Origin of the sequence: Ralstonia sp. RRA (genome assembly GCF_037023145.1) — a bacterium.
In the GTDB taxonomy this organism is placed as follows: Bacteria; Pseudomonadota; Gammaproteobacteria; order Burkholderiales; family Burkholderiaceae; genus Ralstonia.
In genome coordinates this window covers 663,014-680,302 of sequence record NZ_CP146091.1, presented here as the reverse complement: position 1 = coordinate 680,302, position 17,289 = coordinate 663,014, and the positions used below count along the sequence as shown (strand labels likewise).

The 17,289-nt window shown below is 63.3% G+C and carries 16 protein-coding genes; 13 read left to right on the top strand and 3 right to left on the bottom strand.

Features of this window, described 5'->3' with window-relative positions:
- Positions 1-120 precede the first annotated feature (120 nt).
- From V6657_RS03305 to V6657_RS03245, 13 genes are all read left to right on the top strand, one after another.
- Positions 121-648, top strand: a complete 528-nt coding sequence (locus V6657_RS03305; protein WP_048935153.1) for a prepilin peptidase — start codon at positions 121-123, stop codon at positions 646-648.
- Positions 649-1,012: 364 nt separating this feature from the next.
- Positions 1,013-1,867 carry a Flp pilus assembly protein CpaB gene (cpaB, locus tag V6657_RS03300; protein WP_048935154.1) on the top strand — a complete coding sequence of 285 codons (855 nt, stop codon included), beginning with the start codon at positions 1,013-1,015 and terminating at the stop codon, positions 1,865-1,867.
- 101 nt (positions 1,868-1,968) lie between these two features.
- Positions 1,969-3,795, top strand: a complete 1,827-nt coding sequence (locus tag V6657_RS03295) for a type II and III secretion system protein family protein (protein WP_048935155.1) — start codon at positions 1,969-1,971, stop codon at positions 3,793-3,795.
- A 27-nt stretch (positions 3,796-3,822) separates the two neighbouring features.
- Positions 3,823-4,131, top strand: coding sequence for a hypothetical protein (locus tag V6657_RS03290; protein WP_048935156.1), 309 nt, complete (start codon positions 3,823-3,825; stop codon positions 4,129-4,131).
- Between the two features lie 54 nt (positions 4,132-4,185).
- Positions 4,186-5,379, top strand: coding sequence for a CpaE family protein (locus V6657_RS03285; protein ID WP_048935157.1), 1,194 nt, complete (start codon positions 4,186-4,188; stop codon positions 5,377-5,379).
- Between the two features lie 36 nt (positions 5,380-5,415).
- A complete protein-coding gene (locus V6657_RS03280; protein ID WP_048935158.1) occupies positions 5,416-6,780 on the top strand; it encodes a CpaF family protein in 1,365 nt (454 codons plus the stop codon).
- A 15-nt stretch (positions 6,781-6,795) separates the two neighbouring features.
- Positions 6,796-7,773, top strand: coding sequence for a type II secretion system F family protein (locus tag V6657_RS03275; RefSeq protein WP_048935159.1), 978 nt, complete (start codon positions 6,796-6,798; stop codon positions 7,771-7,773).
- Positions 7,774-7,801: 28 nt separating this feature from the next.
- A complete protein-coding gene (locus V6657_RS03270) occupies positions 7,802-8,743 on the top strand; it encodes a type II secretion system F family protein (RefSeq protein WP_048935160.1) in 942 nt (313 codons plus the stop codon).
- A gap of 34 nt (positions 8,744-8,777) precedes the next feature.
- The gene (locus V6657_RS03265) at positions 8,778-9,245 is read left to right on the top strand and encodes a TadE/TadG family type IV pilus assembly protein (RefSeq protein WP_048935161.1); all 468 of its coding nucleotides are present in this window, start codon (positions 8,778-8,780) and stop codon (positions 9,243-9,245) included.
- Between the two features lie 42 nt (positions 9,246-9,287).
- On the top strand, positions 9,288-10,340 hold the full coding sequence (locus tag V6657_RS03260) for a pilus assembly protein TadG-related protein (protein ID WP_048935162.1): 1,053 nt from the start codon (positions 9,288-9,290) through the stop codon (positions 10,338-10,340).
- A gap of 53 nt (positions 10,341-10,393) precedes the next feature.
- Complete coding sequence (locus V6657_RS03255) at positions 10,394-11,782, top strand: glycosyltransferase family 87 protein (RefSeq protein ID WP_082170274.1); 1,389 nt, start codon at positions 10,394-10,396, stop codon at positions 11,780-11,782.
- The gene (locus V6657_RS03250; protein WP_048935163.1) at positions 11,779-12,843 is read left to right on the top strand and encodes a glycosyltransferase family 2 protein; all 1,065 of its coding nucleotides are present in this window, start codon (positions 11,779-11,781) and stop codon (positions 12,841-12,843) included. The genes V6657_RS03255 and V6657_RS03250 overlap by 4 nt, the downstream gene beginning before the upstream one ends.
- 26 nt (positions 12,844-12,869) lie before the next feature.
- Complete coding sequence (locus V6657_RS03245; protein ID WP_048935164.1) at positions 12,870-13,901, top strand: phosphatase PAP2 family protein; 1,032 nt, start codon at positions 12,870-12,872, stop codon at positions 13,899-13,901.
- Positions 13,902-13,951: 50 nt separating this feature from the next.
- On the opposite strand, the gene V6657_RS03240 is transcribed toward V6657_RS03245, so the two are convergent.
- The 3 genes from V6657_RS03240 to V6657_RS03230 form a co-directional block, all read right to left on the bottom strand.
- A complete protein-coding gene (locus tag V6657_RS03240) occupies positions 13,952-14,647 on the bottom strand; it encodes a class I SAM-dependent methyltransferase (RefSeq protein WP_048935165.1) in 696 nt (231 codons plus the stop codon).
- A gap of 67 nt (positions 14,648-14,714) precedes the next feature.
- Positions 14,715-16,277 (bottom strand): hypothetical protein, encoded by a 1,563-nt coding sequence (locus V6657_RS03235; RefSeq protein WP_048935166.1) that lies wholly within the window; start codon positions 16,275-16,277, stop codon positions 14,715-14,717.
- A gap of 48 nt (positions 16,278-16,325) precedes the next feature.
- On the bottom strand, positions 16,326-17,261 hold the full coding sequence (locus V6657_RS03230) for a glycosyltransferase family 2 protein (protein WP_048935167.1): 936 nt from the start codon (positions 17,259-17,261) through the stop codon (positions 16,326-16,328).
- Between the last annotated feature and the right edge of the window lie 28 nt (positions 17,262-17,289).

Sequence of the window (17,289 nt, the reverse complement as noted above, 5' to 3'; positions counted from 1 at the left end):
ACGCGGCCAGACCGGGCCGGTCTACACCGGCTTGGTCTCTGGTCCGCACAGGGTGCAGCGCTGCGGCCGGCATCTCGGCCAGCACAACCCGACCAGGACCATCGAACAAGGAGCCATTCCATGACCACCGCCCTGCACCTGACCAATCTGAGCGTTGCTGCCCTGGTCATGACGGCTGCGGTATGGGATGTGCGCACTCGCCGCGTCCCGAACTGGCTGGTGATCAGCGGGCTGGCATTCGCACTGCTCACGCAGTGCCTCGAACACGGCGTGCTGGCCGGAAGCTGGACATGGCTCCTGGGCACCGCCACCGGCCTGGGGTTGTTCCTCGGCATCTATCTGCTGGGCGGCATGGGCGCCGGCGACGTGAAGCTGATGGGCGCCGTGGGAGCGTTCATGGCGCCCACCGGCGTGCTGCATGTCACCCTCGTCAGTTTCATCGTGGGCGGCGCGCTGGCGCTGACCATGATGCTGATCCGGGGCAATGCGCATCGCATGTTTGCCAATGTCTCGGCGTTGCTGCTCTCGCTGCCTTTCGGCGGCAAGACAACGGCGGCAGGACACGACAAGAAAGACAAGACAACCCAGTTGCCGTACGCCGTGGCCATTGCCATCGGCACGCTGCTGGTGATGGAGGGCGTGCTCTAGGGCGCAGGCACCACGCCGCGATACACCTGGAGCACGTACGACGAATGGAGGCTCCGCCAACCACACCCGTTGCCAACACGCGACGAGGCTGTGGACGGAAGCCTTGAGGGGGAGCGGAGGGCCAGACATCACCGGCTCTCGCCAGGGGGAGTGAGATGCGCCAATGCAGTCGTACCACCGGGCAAGCCAGGACCGCCGCGGTACCGCATCGCCATATGTGCGGACCGCGTGCGGCCTGGCACCCGCCACCGCCATCCGGCGCACGCGTTGCCGACCGGCGCATCGGTCGGGCCTGCATCCCCGTCGCATGCATTCGCACGCATTACTGGAAACGGGGTTTCTGACAGAGATAACGAGGTTGGAAATGAAAAACCTACGCATCTTTTCCATGTTGCTGATTGCCGCCATTGCGGGTTTGGCAGCCGTGATGTTCGCCTCGCGCTGGCTCATGCAGCAAAGCAGCAGCGGCATCACCAAGGTGGCCGTCGCTTCGGCCGACGTTGAACTCGGCCAGCGTCTGTCGCCGGAGATGGTCAAGCTCGTGGACTGGCCGGCTGCCAGCCTGCCGCCGGGCGTCATGACCGACGTACACGCCCTCGACGGCCGTGTCGTGAAAGCCAGCCTCACCCGCGGCGAGCCGGTGCTGGAATCCAAGCTCACGCCAGTGGGTACTGCGGGCGGACTTTCGGCAGTCATTGCCGATGGCAAACGCGCCATTACCGTACGTGTGAACGATGTGGTGGGCGTGGCGGGCTTTGCGCTGCCGGGCAGCTATGTGGACGTCATCGTCAACACGATGGAAGACGAAAAGGCACCCAAGACCGCCGGCAATGACCAGAAGGAGCACTCGATCTCGAAGATCGTGCTCGAGAAGATTCTGGTGCTGGCGGTCGCTCAGGAAGTCAGCCGCGACGACACCAAGCCAAAGGTCGTCAACGCTGTGACGCTGGAAGTCACGCCCGACCAGGCCGAGAAGCTGGACCTGGCACGCAGCGTGGGCACGCTTTCGCTGGTGCTGCGCAATCAGGCCGACCCGCGCGCGGCGGATACCACCGGCGCCACCAAGAGCACGCTCCTGAAGGAACCCGCCATCCAGGCCGCCGTGGCCGTGCCGGTGGTCAAGACCGTGCAGGTCGTACGTCGTGTGGCCGAACACAGGCCGAGCGGCACCTGCGTGGGCGTGATCAGCGGCATCCAACGTGATCGGGAGTGCTTCTGAAGCGTTGAGCAGAACAAGAAACAGTAGATGACAGGCTCCGGGAAGAGAGCCGGCACGACATCCGACCTTGTCAAGCAGAACAACCAATCTGGGGGGCCGACATGGACCGAATCTACAAACATCGCGGCGCAGTTCGCCGCATGGTGCCGCACCTGAAGGCCACCGCAGTAGCGGTGACCCTGCTGGGAGTGTGTGGGCTCGGCACCGCCGACATCGCATACGGGCAAGTTGGCGTCGAGAGCGCCATCGTCAACAGCGGTGCGGCCACACCGGCCAAGCCGCTGAAGATGTCGGGCTCCGGGCCGATCCAGGTCACCATCGGCAGCCCGGCCACAGCAGAGGCCAGCCGTGACACCTCAATCAAAGGCCCGAACTGCGTCGGCGCCATGCGCGCGCACAGCGAAGTGACCGTGCCAGTGGGCAAATCGACCATGGTGCAATTGCCGGAACCGGTGCGCAACCGCACCGTCGGCAACCCGAACGTCGTGCAGGCAATGCTGGTGTCGCCGCAGACGCTCTACCTATTGGGCCAGGAAGTCGGCACCACCAACATGATCGTGCAGGGCCGCAGCGGCTCGTGCAGTGTCATCGACGTTGCCGTGGGTGCCGACCCGGGAGGCCTGCTGGCCACCCTCCATGAACTGGTGCCCGACGCCAAGAATGTGCGCGTCTCGGCCGCAGCCGACAGCCTCGTGCTCGGCGGCAGCGTGAGCGACTCGGTCCAGGCACAGAAGGTGGTGGACATTGCCAACGCTTTCGTTACGCGGCAGACGCCCAGCCCCTCGCAACATGATCAGGGCGGTAGCCAAGGTGCCAGCAGCGCCACGCAAGGCGCACCCACTGCGCCGGGCGCGCCACTGCGCAGCCCGCGCATCATCAACATGATGGCGGTCGAGGCCCCGCAGCAGGTGATGCTGGAAGTGAAAGTGGCAGAAGTCTCCAAGACCCTGATCGACCAGATGGGTTCGGCCTTCAACCTGAACGGCGCGTTCGGCAGTTGGTCCTTCGGCGCTATCGCCAACTTCCTGTCGAGCTCGCAAGACCTGGTCAGCTTCAGCAAGGCGAACCACCTGCCGCTGAAATTCGCACTCGATGCGCAGCGCGGCGACGGCCTGGTCAAGGTGCTGGCCGAGCCGAGCCTGATGGCCATCAGCGGACAAGAGGCCAGCTTCCTGGCGGGCGGCAAAGTGTTCATTCCGGTGCCGCAGAGCACCAATGGCATCTCGTCCACCATCGTGCTGCAGGAAGAAACCTTTGGCGTGGGTCTGCGCTTCACCCCCACGGTGATGGAGAACGGCCGCATCAATCTGAAGGTGGCGCCGGAAGTGTCGGAACTGTCGCCCACCGGCGTGGCCGTCAGCGCGGCGAACACCAATGGCACCACGATCCTGCCGCTCATCACGACACGACGTGCTTCGACCACGCTACAAGTGCGCGACGGTCAGAGCTTTGCAATCGGCGGGCTGATCAAGAGCAACATCACCGGCAGCCTGAAAGCCCTCCCCGGCATCGGCGAGTTGCCCGTGATCGGCTCCCTGGCCCGTAGCACGAGCTTCCAGCAAGACCAGACCGAGCTGCTGTTCGTCGTGACGCCGCGACTGGTCAAGCCGCTACCCGCGCAGTATCCGTTGCCGACCGACAGCTTCGGCCCGGTCAACCGCGGCGAGCTGTACCTGAACGGCAACATGGAAGGCCACCCGGTCAAGCCTGCAGCGGCACCTGCCGCAGCTGCTACACCGACAGCAGCACCCGCACCGGCGGCAGGTGCGCCTACCCCGGCTGTAGCACCGTCCAGCGACGCCACACCGCCCGCGGAACCAACGACGCCAGCAGCACCGGCACAGTCCACCCCGTCGGCTGTCTCGGCAGCACCGGAGCTCAACACCTGGCACTTCGTTGCGACCGGCGATGCGCCGTTGCGCGACTGACCCGTCGTGCCCCTCAAGGAGACCATCATGAAAATCACTTCGATGCTGGCACGCGCGGGACTCTGCGGTTCAGTTGCTCTCACCTTGGCTGGTTGCATGGCTTCAACCCCCGCTTACGACGCGCACTTTGGTGACGCCGTGCGGACAGTGCGGGCCATGCAGACACTCAACCCCAATGCATCCATGAACACCGACCCGGTCACGGGCGTGGACGGCCGCGCAGCCACCTCCGCCATGGACCGCTACAACGGCCAGTTCCGCACCCCGCAGAGCGACTTGAGCGCGTTCAAGGTCGGCGTCGGAGCGGGCAACAGCCTCGACTCGATGGGCAAGTAACCGCTGGCACGCGTTGCGCAAGGCGCGCAGCGCGCGGCTCACAGGAGCACTGCAATGGCCAAGATCGCTCTCGTATCTGCCGACGATTCGCATCTGCAGTACCTAGCAGGGCTGATCGCGCAGGCTGCGAACCATGTCGTGCAGCAGGTTCGCGCCGAACCGGCCCAGGCGCTTGCCCAACCCGGGCTCGCACAGGGCTATGACCTGCTGATCGTCGACGCCGGCAACTTCGGTCCGGACCAGCTCGGTCAACTGCGCAGGCTCTCCACCGAGCACCCGGAAACGCAGTGCATGCTGGTTGCGGAAAACCCAAGCGCCGAGCTGCTAATGCGTGCCATGCGCGCCGGTGTGCAATGCGTGCTGCCTTGGCCGCCCGACGCGCCCGAGTTTCGCGACGAGCTTCAGCGCTGCACCAGCCATGCGCTCTCCAGTGGACGCGGCGAGGGCCAGGTGCTGTCGTTCCTGTCCTGCAAGGGTGGTACCGGCACGACGTTCACGGCAGCCAATCTCGCCCACATGCTCAGTGCCCGGTACGGCAAGCGCGTGCTGCTGATCGACCTCTGCCAGCAGTACGGCGATGCAGCCTTCCTGCTGACTGACCAGACACCGCCGGCCACGCTGCTGACGGTCTGCCAGCAGATCGACCGCATGGACGCAGCCCTGTTTGACACCTGCCTCACGCACGTCGCACACGACTTCGACGTGCTGGCCGGCGCGGGCGACCCGGTCAAGGCGGGCGAGATCAAGGCGACTCACCTCGAGCGCATCGTTTCTCTGGCTGCATCACTGTACGACGTCGTGGTGTTCGACATCGGGCAGGACATCAACCCGGCATCGATCGTGGTGCTGGACCACAGCAAGCTGATCTTTCCGGTGCTGCAGATGAACTTGACGTATCTGCGTGCCGGCCGCCGGCTGATGGAGCTGTGCCAATCATTGGGCTATCACGCAGACCGCCTGCGCCTGGTGATCAGCCAGCATGACAAGCACGCACCCATCGACCGGCACACGATGGAAAACGCCTTTGGCATGGCCATCGCGCATGTGCTGCCGTACGACCCAGTCCCCGTGCGCGATGCCAGCAACCAGGGCGTTCCGCTGCTGCAACTGGCCGAGAACAGCCCGATCGCGCGTGCCTTGTACGACATGGCCCGCCAGCTTTATCCCGATTCCCGCCCGCAGCGTGACGGCCTGCTGCGCAAACTATTCGGGCAGCCCAGTCAGGTACCCGCGCCCGTGCGCGCCTGACCCTGAGCCCAATCACCCATTTGCATGGAGTGCGCCATGTCCCTCCGAGAACAACTCTTCCAGCAGGCCGGTGAAGCGATGCCGCAGCGCGTCTCGCAGGCCAATGGCGCGGGCGCCCGGACCAGCGCGGCCTATCAGCAACTGACCATGGACATCCACCAGATCATCATCGATCGCGTGGAGCTGACCCGGCTGCAACAACTGTCCCCCGAACAGGTCAAGCGCGAACTGGCGCAACTGGTGGAACGCATCATCGAAGAGGGCAACCATCAGATCAACGAGGTGGAGCGCCGCCGCCTGGTCTCCGACATCCAGGACGAGATGCTCGGCTACGGCCCGCTGGAGCCGCTGCTGGCCGACCCGACCATCTCCGACATTCTGGTCAACACTTCCAAGTGCGTGTACGTGGAACGCCGCGGCAAGCTCGAGCTGACCGACGTCACGTTCCTGGACGATGCACACCTGATGCGCGTGATCGAAAAAATGGTCTCGCGCGTGGGTCGGCGCATCGATGAGTCCAGCCCGATGGTGGATGCGCGGCTACCCGATGGATCGCGCGTCAACGCCATCATCCCGCCCTCGGCCATCGACGGGCCGCTGCTATCGATCCGGCGCTTTGCGGTGAACCCGCTCCAGATGAAGGATCTGATTGAGCTCCAGACCCTCACGCCCGAAATGGCGCAACTGTTCGAGGCGATGGTACGGGCCAAGCTCAACGTGCTGATCTCGGGCGGCACAGGCGGCGGCAAGACCACGCTGCTCAACATCCTCTCAGGCTATATCCCGGCAGACGAGCGCATCGTCACCATTGAAGACGCGGCCGAGCTGCAGCTCATGCAGAACCACGTCCTGCGCCTGGAGACGCGCCCCGCCAACATCGAAGGCCGCGGCGAGATCACGCAGCGCTCACTGGTGAAGAACGCGCTGCGCATGCGCCCCGATCGCATCATCGTGGGCGAAGTACGCGGGGCGGAGGCGCTGGACATGCTGCACGCCATGAACACCGGCCACGAGGGCTCGCTGGCCACCATTCACGCCAACACGCCGCGCGATGCGCTGACACGGCTCGAGAACATGGTCAGCATGGCCGGCCTGTCGCTGCCACCCAAGACCATGCGCCAGCAGATCACTTCGGCACTGTCGGTGGTGGTGCAGGTTTCGCGCCTGACCGATGGCCGCCGCAAGCTCATCAGCGTGCAGGAGATCACCGGTATGGAGGGCGAGGTCGTCAACATGCAGGAGATCTTCTCGTTCCGCCGCAAGGGGGTGGACAAAGAAGGACGGGTCCACGGGCACTTCTGCGCCACCGGCGTTCGTCCCAAGTTCTGGGAGCGTCTGCATGCCTACGGCATCCACCTGCCCGACACACTGTTCGACCCGAACGTGTTCTACGAAATCTAGGTCAAGGAGAGCGCCATGAACGCCCCGCTCGTCGGCTTTGCCGCATCGCTCTTCATCGCCGTGGTGCTGGGTGCGATCGGCCTCTACCAGTGGTGGAACAGTCGCCACAGCCCGGCCGCCAAGCGGCTAAGCCAGCGGCTGGAAATGGCGCTGTTCAGCCTCTCCGGCAAGGATGCGCAAACCAACATCCTGAAGCAACGGGTGCTCGCTGAGTCCACCGATGTCGCGCACCTGCTGCAGCGGCTTCCACACGTGGACTCCCTCGACCTGATCCTGCTGCAGTCGGGGCTGGATTGGTCTGTCGGCCGCTTCCTGACGCTCACACTGGCGTTGCCTGTGGTGGTGGCTGCCGTGGCCGCGCTGTTCGCCCCGCCGCTGGTCGCGCTGCTCGTGTTGGCCGTGCTGGCCGGTGCGTTGCCCACGCTGTACCTGATGCGCTGCCGCTCGCGGCGCCTGCGCAAGCTCGAAGCCCAGTTGCCCGAAGCCACCGACCTGCTCGCCCGCGCCCTGCGCGCCGGGCACTCGTTCCCCAGCGCGCTCGACATGGCAGGCAGCGAGCTTCCGGCCCCCATCGCCAGCGAGTTCGCGCTGGTTTTCAGCGAGATCAACTATGGCGTTCCGATGGGCGACGCGCTGGCCGCGTTCAGCCGCCGCGTGCCAATCGAAGACCTGCGCTTCCTGGTGATCGCAGTGCTGATCCAGCGTGAATCGGGCGGCAACCTGGCGGAGATCCTGGACAACATCGGCACGCTCATCCGCAAGCGCTTGCAGTTGCTGGACAAGATCCGCGTGCTCTCGGCCGAAGGCCGGTTGAGCGGCTGGATCCTGACCTTGATGCCGCCAGCGCTGGGCGTGCTCATGTACGTCCTGAATCCCACCCTGGTATCGGGCTTGTGGACGCACCCGCTCGGCATCCAGATGCTGTGGGGCGCGATCATCATGACTTGCGTCGGCATGCTTTGGATTCGGCACCTCGTGCGCATCCACGTTTGAATCGGAGGCGGGATCTTCCCGTAAGACCATGCAAATTGCACACGTCGTATTGCTGGCAGGCGCCTTCTCCATCGCGTTCTGCGCCATCCTCGCAGTCCTGGTAGTGATGCGCCCGCGCACCCTGCAGCGCCGCCTCGGCCAGATCGACCGCGAGACACCGCAACTCCGCCCGCAGATCGAAGAGCATCACTGGCTGCATACCGCCGAGCGCCTGGCCAAGCCGCTCGCGCGGGCATCCGTGCCGAAGGAAGGCTGGGAAGATTCTTCGCTGCATACCCGGTTCGTTCATGCCGGCTGGCGCGCGCCCGAGGCGATCCCGATCTACTTCGGCGTGAAGACGGCTCTGGCGGTCGGCCTGCCCCTGCTGCTGTTCGCACCAATGGTCGGCCTATTCGACGCGAGCCAGCGTCTGCAATTTCTGACCATCCTTTTTGTGGCCGCCGTCATCGGGTTCTACCTGCCCAATCTGGTCCTGGCCATGAAGATCAAGTACCGCCAGCGCGAGATCTTCGAGTCGTTTCCCGACAGCCTGGATCTCATCATGGTGTGTGTGGAGGCTGGCCTCGGGCTCGATGCGGCGATCCTGCGGGTGGTCGATGAAATGCGGGCGGCCCGCCCGGTGATGGCACAGGAATACGAACTACTTACGCTGGAACTGCGTGCCGGTCTGTCACGCGAGAAGGCGCTGCGCAACTTCGCCGCCCGCACCGGTGTGGATGACGTGAGCTTGCTGGTGGCCATGTTGATCCAGGCCGACCGCTTCGGCACCAGCATCGCGGCATCCCTGCGCGTGCACTCCGACATGCTGCGCACCAAGCGCCAGATGCTGGCCGAGGAGCGCGCGGCCAAGATCGGCACCAAGGTCCTCTTCCCGCTGATCTTCTGCATCTTCCCGTCGATCTATGTCGTGCTGCTCGGTTCGGCACTGATCCGGATCGTCGACGCCCTGCGGATGGTTGCCGATCACTAGCCATCGGCGCCCACACTGACTCGAGGAGACCATCATGCGAACGCCACTCCATTGCAACGCAGCACCGCCGTGTGCCGCACGGCGCAGGATGGCCGGCGCCGCGGGCGTTGAGTTCACGCTGCTGTTCCCGCTGATTCTGCTGCTTGTGTTTGGCGTGATCGAGTTCGGCGCCGCGCTCTATGACAAAGCCATTTTGACCAATGCCAGCCGGGAGGCAGCGCGATCCGGGGTGGCATTCTGTACGTCGAGCTCGTCCTGCTCCTCATCGTCGTACCCCACTGCATCGTCAATCCAGAGCGTGGCAACAAACTATTGCCAGAGCAGGCTGGTGACCTTCGCCAATGGCGGGGCGCAGTGCACGTTTCCCAAGGCAATCACGCCCTGCACGTCGACCGGCGCAGACCTGTCAGTCCAGGTGTCATACACCTTTACGGGCCTGCTCATCGCGCAGTTGGTTGGCGGATTGACCATCAATGCGATCACCACCATGGTGTGCGAATAGGCAACACCGGGCTTGGTCCCGTTCCACAAGGTGAGGTGTGCCATGCGAGCCAGAACGACCTCCACGCACAAGCGCATTCAACGCGGTGCCGTCGGCGTCATGATGCCGTTCCTGATCATCATCATGACCGCGTTTGGCGCGCTGGCCGTCGATATCGGTTACCTGATGGTCGTGCGTAACGAGCTGCAGAATGCTGCAGACGCTGCCGCGCTGGCCGGCGCCGCAGGTCTATCCAAGCCTACAGCCCCCAACTGGTCCAACGGTGTTTCCGTGGGGCAGGCCGCCATCGGGAAGAACTATTCCGGCGGCCAGCAACTGAGCGATGGCAACGTTCAAGCGGGGTATTGGGACATTTCCAGGGGCTGGGCCTCCACGCAAAGCTCGCCGCCGGCGTTGTCGCAGAGCACCCCGCCCAACCTCACCAGCTACGTGCCTGCCGTGCAAGTCACCATCGGCCGCAGTTCGGGCAACAACGGCGGCCCGGTCAGCACGTGGTTTGCCTCGATCGTCAATGGCACGCCGGCCAGCATCCAGGCCACAGCGGTTGCCGTGATCGCCGCGCCAGGTACAGCCAACCCAGGGGCACTCTTCCCTGTGGCCATCAACCAATGCCTGCTCACGCTGTATTGGGATTCGAAGACCGGCAAGCCGGTCAATGATCCGTCTACCGGTCAACCCCAAGTCATCGACATCGAGACGTCCTACCCGTCCAAAAGCACGACTTGCTTTAGCGGCGAGTGGACTGGTTTTTTTGGCAGCACCAATGCCAGCACAGAGAAGAGCCTGGTGCAAAACGGCAACCCGACCGCCGTCAGTATTGGAGACAGCATCAACATCTCCAATGGTGTCAAGGCAAGCGTCTACAAGGTCATCAACTATCCGAGCACGGTCGTGATGCCGGTTGTCTCCTCGGTCACACCCGGGTCAAGCTCGCCGGTCGTCGGCTTCGTGGGTTTTCAGATCACCAACGTGTATCAGAACGGGTCGCACTCCTACATCGAGGGAAATTTCGTTGGTGGGGTCAAGCTTGCAACAGGTGGCGGCGGTACCGGCCCCTACTATGGTGCGTACGTTCCACCGCGTCTGGTCTGGTAGTCGTCCCGCACATCGTATCGAGCCACAAGAACAGAAAACGGGGGAGAACAGGCATGGACCACCACACTGCACAACCGGACATCGCACCCGCGACCGTGTCGCCGCCGCAAGCCGCCCAGCCGTGGCTCACCGTCGACCGGGTGAAGTCATGCAGCGCGATCATGCTGATTCTGTTCTGCACGTTCTTGCTGCTGGGCGCGATCGCTAGCCACGGCTTCACGAACAAGAACATGACTGGCCCCGGCGTGGATTTCTCGGTGTTCTGGGGGGCATCGCACATCTCGCTGCAACACGGCCCGCTCCACGCCTATGACCCCGCACAGATGATGCAAGCGATCCGCGAGCACGGCACGCTGGACTCGGGCAGCAAGATCGTCATGCCCTGGCTTTACCCCCCAACGTTCCTGCTGCTGATCATCCCGCTTGCGCTGCTGCCGTTCTGGCCCAGCTATGTGCTGTTCGTGCTGGCCACCGGCACCTTCTACGTGAAGGCGGCCGGCTGGCTGCTGGGTGTCCGCTCGGTCTGGCGCCAGGGGGTGTGGCTGCCCATCGTGGCATCGCCGGCGGTGTTTGTGTCGGGGCTGCTGGGGCAGAACTCGCTGCTCACGGCAGCGCTGGCCGGCACGGGCGTCTACCTGCTCAAAAAACGACCGGTGCTGGCTGGCGTGGCGATCGGCCTGCTGGTCATCAAGCCGCAGTTGGCGATCCTGTTTCCGCTCGCGCTGCTGGCGGCACGTGCGTGGAAGGCACTCGCCAGCGTGGCATTGACGGCCATGTCGCTCACGGCCATCAGCGTGGCTGTATGCGGGTGGGAGACGATCCCCGCCTTCCTGCAAAACGCGCGCTGGGCGCAATCTCACCTGCTCGACAACGGCGGTGTCGCCTGGCAGGTCATGCCGACGGTGTTGGCCGCGGCGCGGTCCCTTGGCCTGAGCGTCACCCTTGCCTATGCCCTGCACCTGATCGTCGCAGGCCTGGCCGTGATCGCACTCCTCTACGTGTGGCTGCGCACCACCGACACCGGCTTGCGCGTCGCCATGTTGGCGATGGCCACCATGCTGACGTCGCCCTACCTGCGTGTATACGAGCTGACATGGCTGGGCCTCGCCATCGCAGGCTACGTTGGCGCGGGTATCCACCATGGCCTCTCGCGCAGCGAACGCATCGTACTGGCGACAGCCTGGTTGCTGGCACTGTTTGAATTCATCAATCCGCTGCTCCATTTGCCGCAGATCGGCCCGATCGTCTTGCTGGCCGTGGCATTCATGATCGTGCGGCGCGTGGTCCGTCTGTCGCGAAGGCAAACCGCCGCTTCGGCAGATCCGAAAACTGCGGCACCTGATGGAGCACGCCAACCGTCTCCCTCGTATCCAGGTCACGCCGACACACAGACAAGAGGCCCGCACCAATGGCAGGCCCATGCAACGGGGAAATCATCATGAAACCGAGCCATGACGAAACGCCACTGCTCTCGCTGGTCGTACCGTTCTACAACGAGGGCGATGCATTGCATCTGTTCTTCGCGCGCGTGGTGCCGATCCTGGAGTCGATCAACACCGTGCACTTCGAGATCGTGTGCGTGAACGACGGCAGCGCAGACGACACGCTCGCCAAGCTGGTCGCCGTCTCGCACGCCGACCCGCGTGTGCGCGTGGTGGACCTGACGCGCAACTTCGGCAAGGAAGCCGCGCTGACCGCAGGGCTGGACGAAGCTCAGGGCGATGCCGTGATCCCCATCGATGCCGACCTGCAGGACCCGCCGGAGTTGATCCCCACGCTCGTCGCGCACTGGCGCAAAGGCGCGGAGGTGGTGCTGGCCCAGCGCGCCAGCCGCGTGTGCGATTCGTTTCTCAAGCGCGTGACTGCCGCCGCCTATTACCGCATCCACAACCGACTCTCCGATCTGAAGCTGCCCGAGAACGTGGGCGACTTCCGGCTGATGGACCGCGCGGTGGTCAACGCGCTCAAGCAACTGCCCGAGCGGCACCGCTTCATGAAGGGCCTGTTCGCGTGGGTGGGCTTCACCACGGTGATCGTGCAATACGAACGCGAGAAGCGCAGCGCTGGCCACTCCAAATTCTCCGGCTGGCGGCTGTGGAACTTCGCGCTGGAAGGCATCACGAGCTTCAGCACGCTGCCGCTGCGCTGCTGGACGTACCTGGGTGCGTTCGTGGCAGCGCTGGCCTTTCTCTACGGGGCATTCATCATCGCGCGCACATTGATTTTCGGCATCGTGCTGCCAGGCTATGCATCGGAGCTGTCCCTGCTGCTGTTCTTCGGGGGGCTGCAACTGGTCGGTCTGGGCGTAGTCGGCGAGTACATCGGTCGCATCTATGACGAAGCGAAAGGCCGACCGATCTACCTGATCAAGCGGCGCTACCAGAATCAGCGCCCGCGCAGCCGCCTGCCGGGCAACGGCTCTCGGCAAGTCATCTCTATTGCCAGCGCGCGCACGCGCCGCACGCAGGGCGAAGGCCTGCGCGGTCACGCCGCGCGCCGCTAGCGCATGCGCACAGCACCGGGGCTGACATGATGCTTGCCGCAACCGCCCACGACGAAATGCCTGCAGCGGAGCCTGCCCTCTGGACCAAGGGGGACACCGCACGATGGATCATCGCCTGGCTCATCGTTGTGCTGGATGCGGTGTGGCTGGCTGTAACCGGTCGCAGCATCGCGGTGGAGGATGTGCAGCAATGTCTTGCGGTCGTCGCTCAGCTGGGCTGCGTGATGGCAGGGCTTGCGCTCATGCTCCACGGCCCGATCGCAAAACGCGGCCCCCAGTACAGGAAGCTGGCAAAGCGATGCCGTGCCGGTGAGCTGGCCATTCTGATTCAAGCGCTGGCGTGGCTGATCCTGTTTTCCACGGGGATCAGCGTCCTGTCCTATCTGGTCGTCTCGCTTGCCCCGCCCCTTGTCGATACCAAACTCGCCGCCATGGATACCGCGCTCGGCCTGGATTGGATGGCCTGGTATCGGTGGGTGAAAGCGCATCCGCAGGTCGACGAGGTGCTGCGCTGGGCCTATATGAGCGGCCAGGGCCAGTTGGTGCTGATTGCCATACTGATCAGCCTGGCTGGTCCCATACCGATGCTGCGCGAACTGCTGTCCAACCTGCTGATCGCGTTGCTGCTGCTTTTTCTCATTGCTGCGCCTTTTCCGGCGGCAGGCGCATTTCACTACCATGCAAGCGGCGGAGAGATCAGCCAAGCTGACCTGGCATCGTTCTCGCACTTCTTCCCGGTTCGCGACGGCACACTCAGGGCTTTTACCATCAACACCATGCAGGGGTTGGTTTCAATGCCGTCGTTTCATACCGCGACAGCGCTGTTCTATATCCAGGCCACCCGCTGGTCTCGGCTTGCATTGGCCATCTCCGTGCCACTCAACGTGATCATGATCTGCTCGACGCCAACCGTCGGTGGACATTACTTCGTCGATGTCCTGGGCGGCATCGTGCTATGGGGAGTCACCGCATTTGTACTGCGATGGATGACCAAGGCGACGTGGCGCAGCGCAGCTTCCCGACCATTGCCGTCGAGCACCGCTTCACAGCCGGGGTGATGGCCGGTTGCGCCAAGCGAGCGCAACTGGCTGGTCTACCCATACGGTGCTCAGCCTTTTCGAGCGAAGATCGAATACTGCGCCCCAAGCGGAAACCCCGTCATGTATTTCTCGAGTCGGCGCAGCCCCGCAAGCGCCCGTGGAAAGAAGATCCGATATCGCACGTCCACCTGCGTGAACCCGGCTGCCACGCAGGCGGCTTTCATTTGGCGAGCAGCAATCAACTTGGCATTGACGTCGAACTCACACGTGTTGACTGCCTGAACCGTGAGCGGGTTGTACGGATTGTGTTCGAAGATGGCAAGCGTGCCGATTGGAGTCAGCACACGTGCGAGCTCGCGCAGCAGCCGAACATGTTCCGCATGATCAATATGGTGGAACACACACATGGCATAGGCGAGATCAAACTCCGCAGTGTTGAACGGCAGCGTCTGTCCATCAACGTGTACGAAGCGCGCGCTGCCGGGAAACCGGTTGGCCGCCACCCGCAACGAACGCTCGGACACGTCAACGCAAGTCATCTGCGCCGCGGGCAGATACTTCCTCATCCACGGAATGGAGTTGCCAACGCCCGAGCCGAAATCCAACACGCGCTCGGGCACCCTGCGCCTAGCCTTCAGTTCCGCTGCGATATCGCGGACTTTGTACTCCGCAAAAAAGTCCGGGCTCTCTCCCGAGGCCGCAATATTCTTGGCGTGCAGCTGAAGATATTCATCAGCAAATCGGTCGAACTCCGACTTGTCCATGGTTTCCCCTCACGTACTCTGCCGCGCCGTCACCAAGCCACGGCCATCACAACGTCGCTCTTGTGGCTTACCTACAAGTCCGGTTCTCAAAAACCGACCAATTTCCTGCCGTCGCCAACAGGGCAACCTGACACTCGCCATTCTTGAACAGGTCGGGCCGGATTGGCGCCGTATGACGGACAAAGAAGTAACGATAAGCCCGCGCGCGGCTTCGTTCCCAATTGAATGTCTCGTAGAACATTCGTTGCTCGACGATATCGGAAGGACCGACGGCGGGTAACTGGTCGAGGCGGTATCGCAGGATCTGCGGCGGGTACCAGGCGAAATTGAAGTCCACAAACCCGCGATGTTCGGCTTGGTACCACAGGGCGTGATGATCGTACTGGTTCGGCACGCCCGATGCCGGGCTCCCGCTATCTGCGTTGATGGCGAGCGCGCGCTGCGCGGGCTCCACCGTTGCCATGATCCGATCGAAGTCCGCGCTTTCTGCTGCAAATTCCAGAGTGCGATTCGCCTTGCTGCCAAGGAAGAGTACGCAGGCCAGCGCGAGCACGGTCTGGTAGAGCACTGCGCGCCTCGCGCTGTCTGAGCGTGTGGCATTCGCGCAGTCCGCAGACGCAAACATCAGCGCATAGAACGGCAGGATGAAGAGCGCGAACCGCTCGCACAGAAGCCCGGTATTGGCTGCGTAGGACGGCACGCAGAGCCAGACCGCCACGGTCAACGCAAACGGCGCCAGCGAGGCAGGTTCACGCCGAATTCGCAACCCCATCAGCCAAGGGGCAACCATCATAAGCATGCCGGCTGGCATGAAAACCAAGGCATTCGCCGAGAATCCCCATGGTGCGGAAAAGAACAGGAACCAACGCGCCCCCCATAACCACCGCACACCAATCGGCAGATAGCTGGAGGAAAAATTGGCGTGCGCCTGGACCAGAACATAGATTGCGCACAGCATGCCAGGCAGCGCATATGGCATGAGCAGGAGCGACGTTCGGGCCAGCGTTCGACGCCTGAAGACGATGAATGCCACCCCAATCGCACTGGCGAACAGAAATAGCAGCCCATGCGAGAAGAACAGGGCGACATCTGCGATCACCAGGACGATCCCTCTTCTGATGGAAGGCAGCTCAGCATACTGTCGCGCCAGCAGCACGAACAACAGCGCGAGCGGCGCGGCGACCAGAAACGTGAAGAGTCCAAAGTCGTAGGCGAAACCGAAGAAGCTGGGAACAAACAGCCAGTCGATCCGCGCATCCCCGGCAAATTGCTTGCGCAGTTGGATGCAAGCCGAAACAAAGCCGTAGTAGACCAGTGTCAGCAAGACCTTGATCGCCACGGTCACCGGCATCACAAATGACAGAGCCAGTGCCAGGCCGTAGCCGGTCAGGTAGGGCGTGAACAGATTGATGCGCAGCAAAGACGCCCACGGCGACGCGCCCAGCAGCACATCGTGCAGCGTGGCGACCTGCGCCGCGTGCTGCGGAAGATCGACCATCGGCGGATGCGGTGCAAGCCAGAAGATCGTGCCGCCCAGCGCCACGACCAGCACGAAAAGCGCGCGCAGCACCCGCTCGGATGACGCAATGTCGCGCTCCTCCCCCTGGCGCTTCGCCGTGATTGCTTGCATATCCCCTCCACGACGCGACTCAAGCGTGCGTGCTGCGCACAGGACCGACTACAGCTTCTCTTCGACAATGAATCGTGGCCGCTGTTTGGTCTCGGAATAGATCTTCGCCACATAGCCGCCGATGACACCGAGGAACAGCATTTGCAGGCCGCCCAGAAAGTACATCGGCACCACGGTCGAAGCCCATCCTGGCACCGTCATATTGGTAAACAGTCGGGCACAGAGCGCCCACACCCCAATGGCGAGAGAAAACAGAGACAGCCCTGCGCCCACGTAGGCGCTCCACTGCAGCGGCTTGGAGGAGAACGACGCGATCCCATCGAGCGCGAGCGCCATCATCTTGGTCAAGGGGTACTTGCTCTGGCCGGCGAAGCGGGCATGGCGTTCGTATTCAACGACGGCCGTACGAAAACCGAGCAACGGAATGATCCCGCGAAGGAACAGATTGATCTCGCGGAAATCCCGCAATGCCTCCAACGCGCGCCGGCTCATCAGCCGGTAGTCGGCATGATCCTGCAGCACTTTCACGCCAAACTGCCGGAGCAGCCGATAGTAGGTTTGTGCTGTGAAACGCTTGAAGAACGTATCGCAACTTCGGCAGCATCGCACACCGAATACGATGTCCGCACCATTGCGATGCGCTTCGATCATGCGAGGAATCGCCTCGAGATCATCCTGCAAATCTGCATCCAGACTGATCAGGATGTCCCCGGGCACCGTTAGCAGGCCTGCCAGCAACGCGTTCTGATGCCCATGGTTGCGAGAGAGCTTGATGCCCCGAATGCGCGAATCCGCCAAATGGAAGGCTTCGATCAGCGCCCAAGTCCGATCATGCGAACCATCATCAATGAACGTGACTTCGCTTTGACGATCGATGAGTCCGTCGCCGGCCAACCTGTCCAGCATCGCGAGTACCCGCTTTGCCGTCTCTGGCAACACGTCTTCCTCGTTGAAGCATGGAATCACCAAGTTCAGTGTAGCCATGGCCCCCTCCCCCGCATGACCACCGGCG

Coding starts and splice junctions, on each gene's coding strand:
- V6657_RS03305 (WP_048935153.1), top strand. CDS start 121: ATGACCACCGCCCTGCACCTGACCAATCTGAGCGTTGCTGCCCTGGTC.
- cpaB (WP_048935154.1), top strand. CDS start 1,013: ATGAAAAACCTACGCATCTTTTCCATGTTGCTGATTGCCGCCATTGCG.
- V6657_RS03295 (WP_048935155.1), top strand. CDS start 1,969: ATGGACCGAATCTACAAACATCGCGGCGCAGTTCGCCGCATGGTGCCG.
- V6657_RS03290 (WP_048935156.1), top strand. CDS start 3,823: ATGAAAATCACTTCGATGCTGGCACGCGCGGGACTCTGCGGTTCAGTT.
- V6657_RS03285 (WP_048935157.1), top strand. CDS start 4,186: ATGGCCAAGATCGCTCTCGTATCTGCCGACGATTCGCATCTGCAGTAC.
- V6657_RS03280 (WP_048935158.1), top strand. CDS start 5,416: ATGTCCCTCCGAGAACAACTCTTCCAGCAGGCCGGTGAAGCGATGCCG.
- V6657_RS03275 (WP_048935159.1), top strand. CDS start 6,796: ATGAACGCCCCGCTCGTCGGCTTTGCCGCATCGCTCTTCATCGCCGTG.
- V6657_RS03270 (WP_048935160.1), top strand. CDS start 7,802: ATGCAAATTGCACACGTCGTATTGCTGGCAGGCGCCTTCTCCATCGCG.
- V6657_RS03265 (WP_048935161.1), top strand. CDS start 8,778: ATGCGAACGCCACTCCATTGCAACGCAGCACCGCCGTGTGCCGCACGG.
- V6657_RS03260 (WP_048935162.1), top strand. CDS start 9,288: ATGCGAGCCAGAACGACCTCCACGCACAAGCGCATTCAACGCGGTGCC.
- V6657_RS03255 (WP_082170274.1), top strand. CDS start 10,394: ATGGACCACCACACTGCACAACCGGACATCGCACCCGCGACCGTGTCG.
- V6657_RS03250 (WP_048935163.1), top strand. CDS start 11,779: ATGAAACCGAGCCATGACGAAACGCCACTGCTCTCGCTGGTCGTACCG.
- V6657_RS03245 (WP_048935164.1), top strand. CDS start 12,870: ATGATGCTTGCCGCAACCGCCCACGACGAAATGCCTGCAGCGGAGCCT.
- V6657_RS03240 (WP_048935165.1), bottom strand. CDS start 14,647: ATGGACAAGTCGGAGTTCGACCGATTTGCTGATGAATATCTTCAGCTG.
- V6657_RS03235 (WP_048935166.1), bottom strand. CDS start 16,277: ATGCAAGCAATCACGGCGAAGCGCCAGGGGGAGGAGCGCGACATTGCG.
- V6657_RS03230 (WP_048935167.1), bottom strand. CDS start 17,261: ATGGCTACACTGAACTTGGTGATTCCATGCTTCAACGAGGAAGACGTG.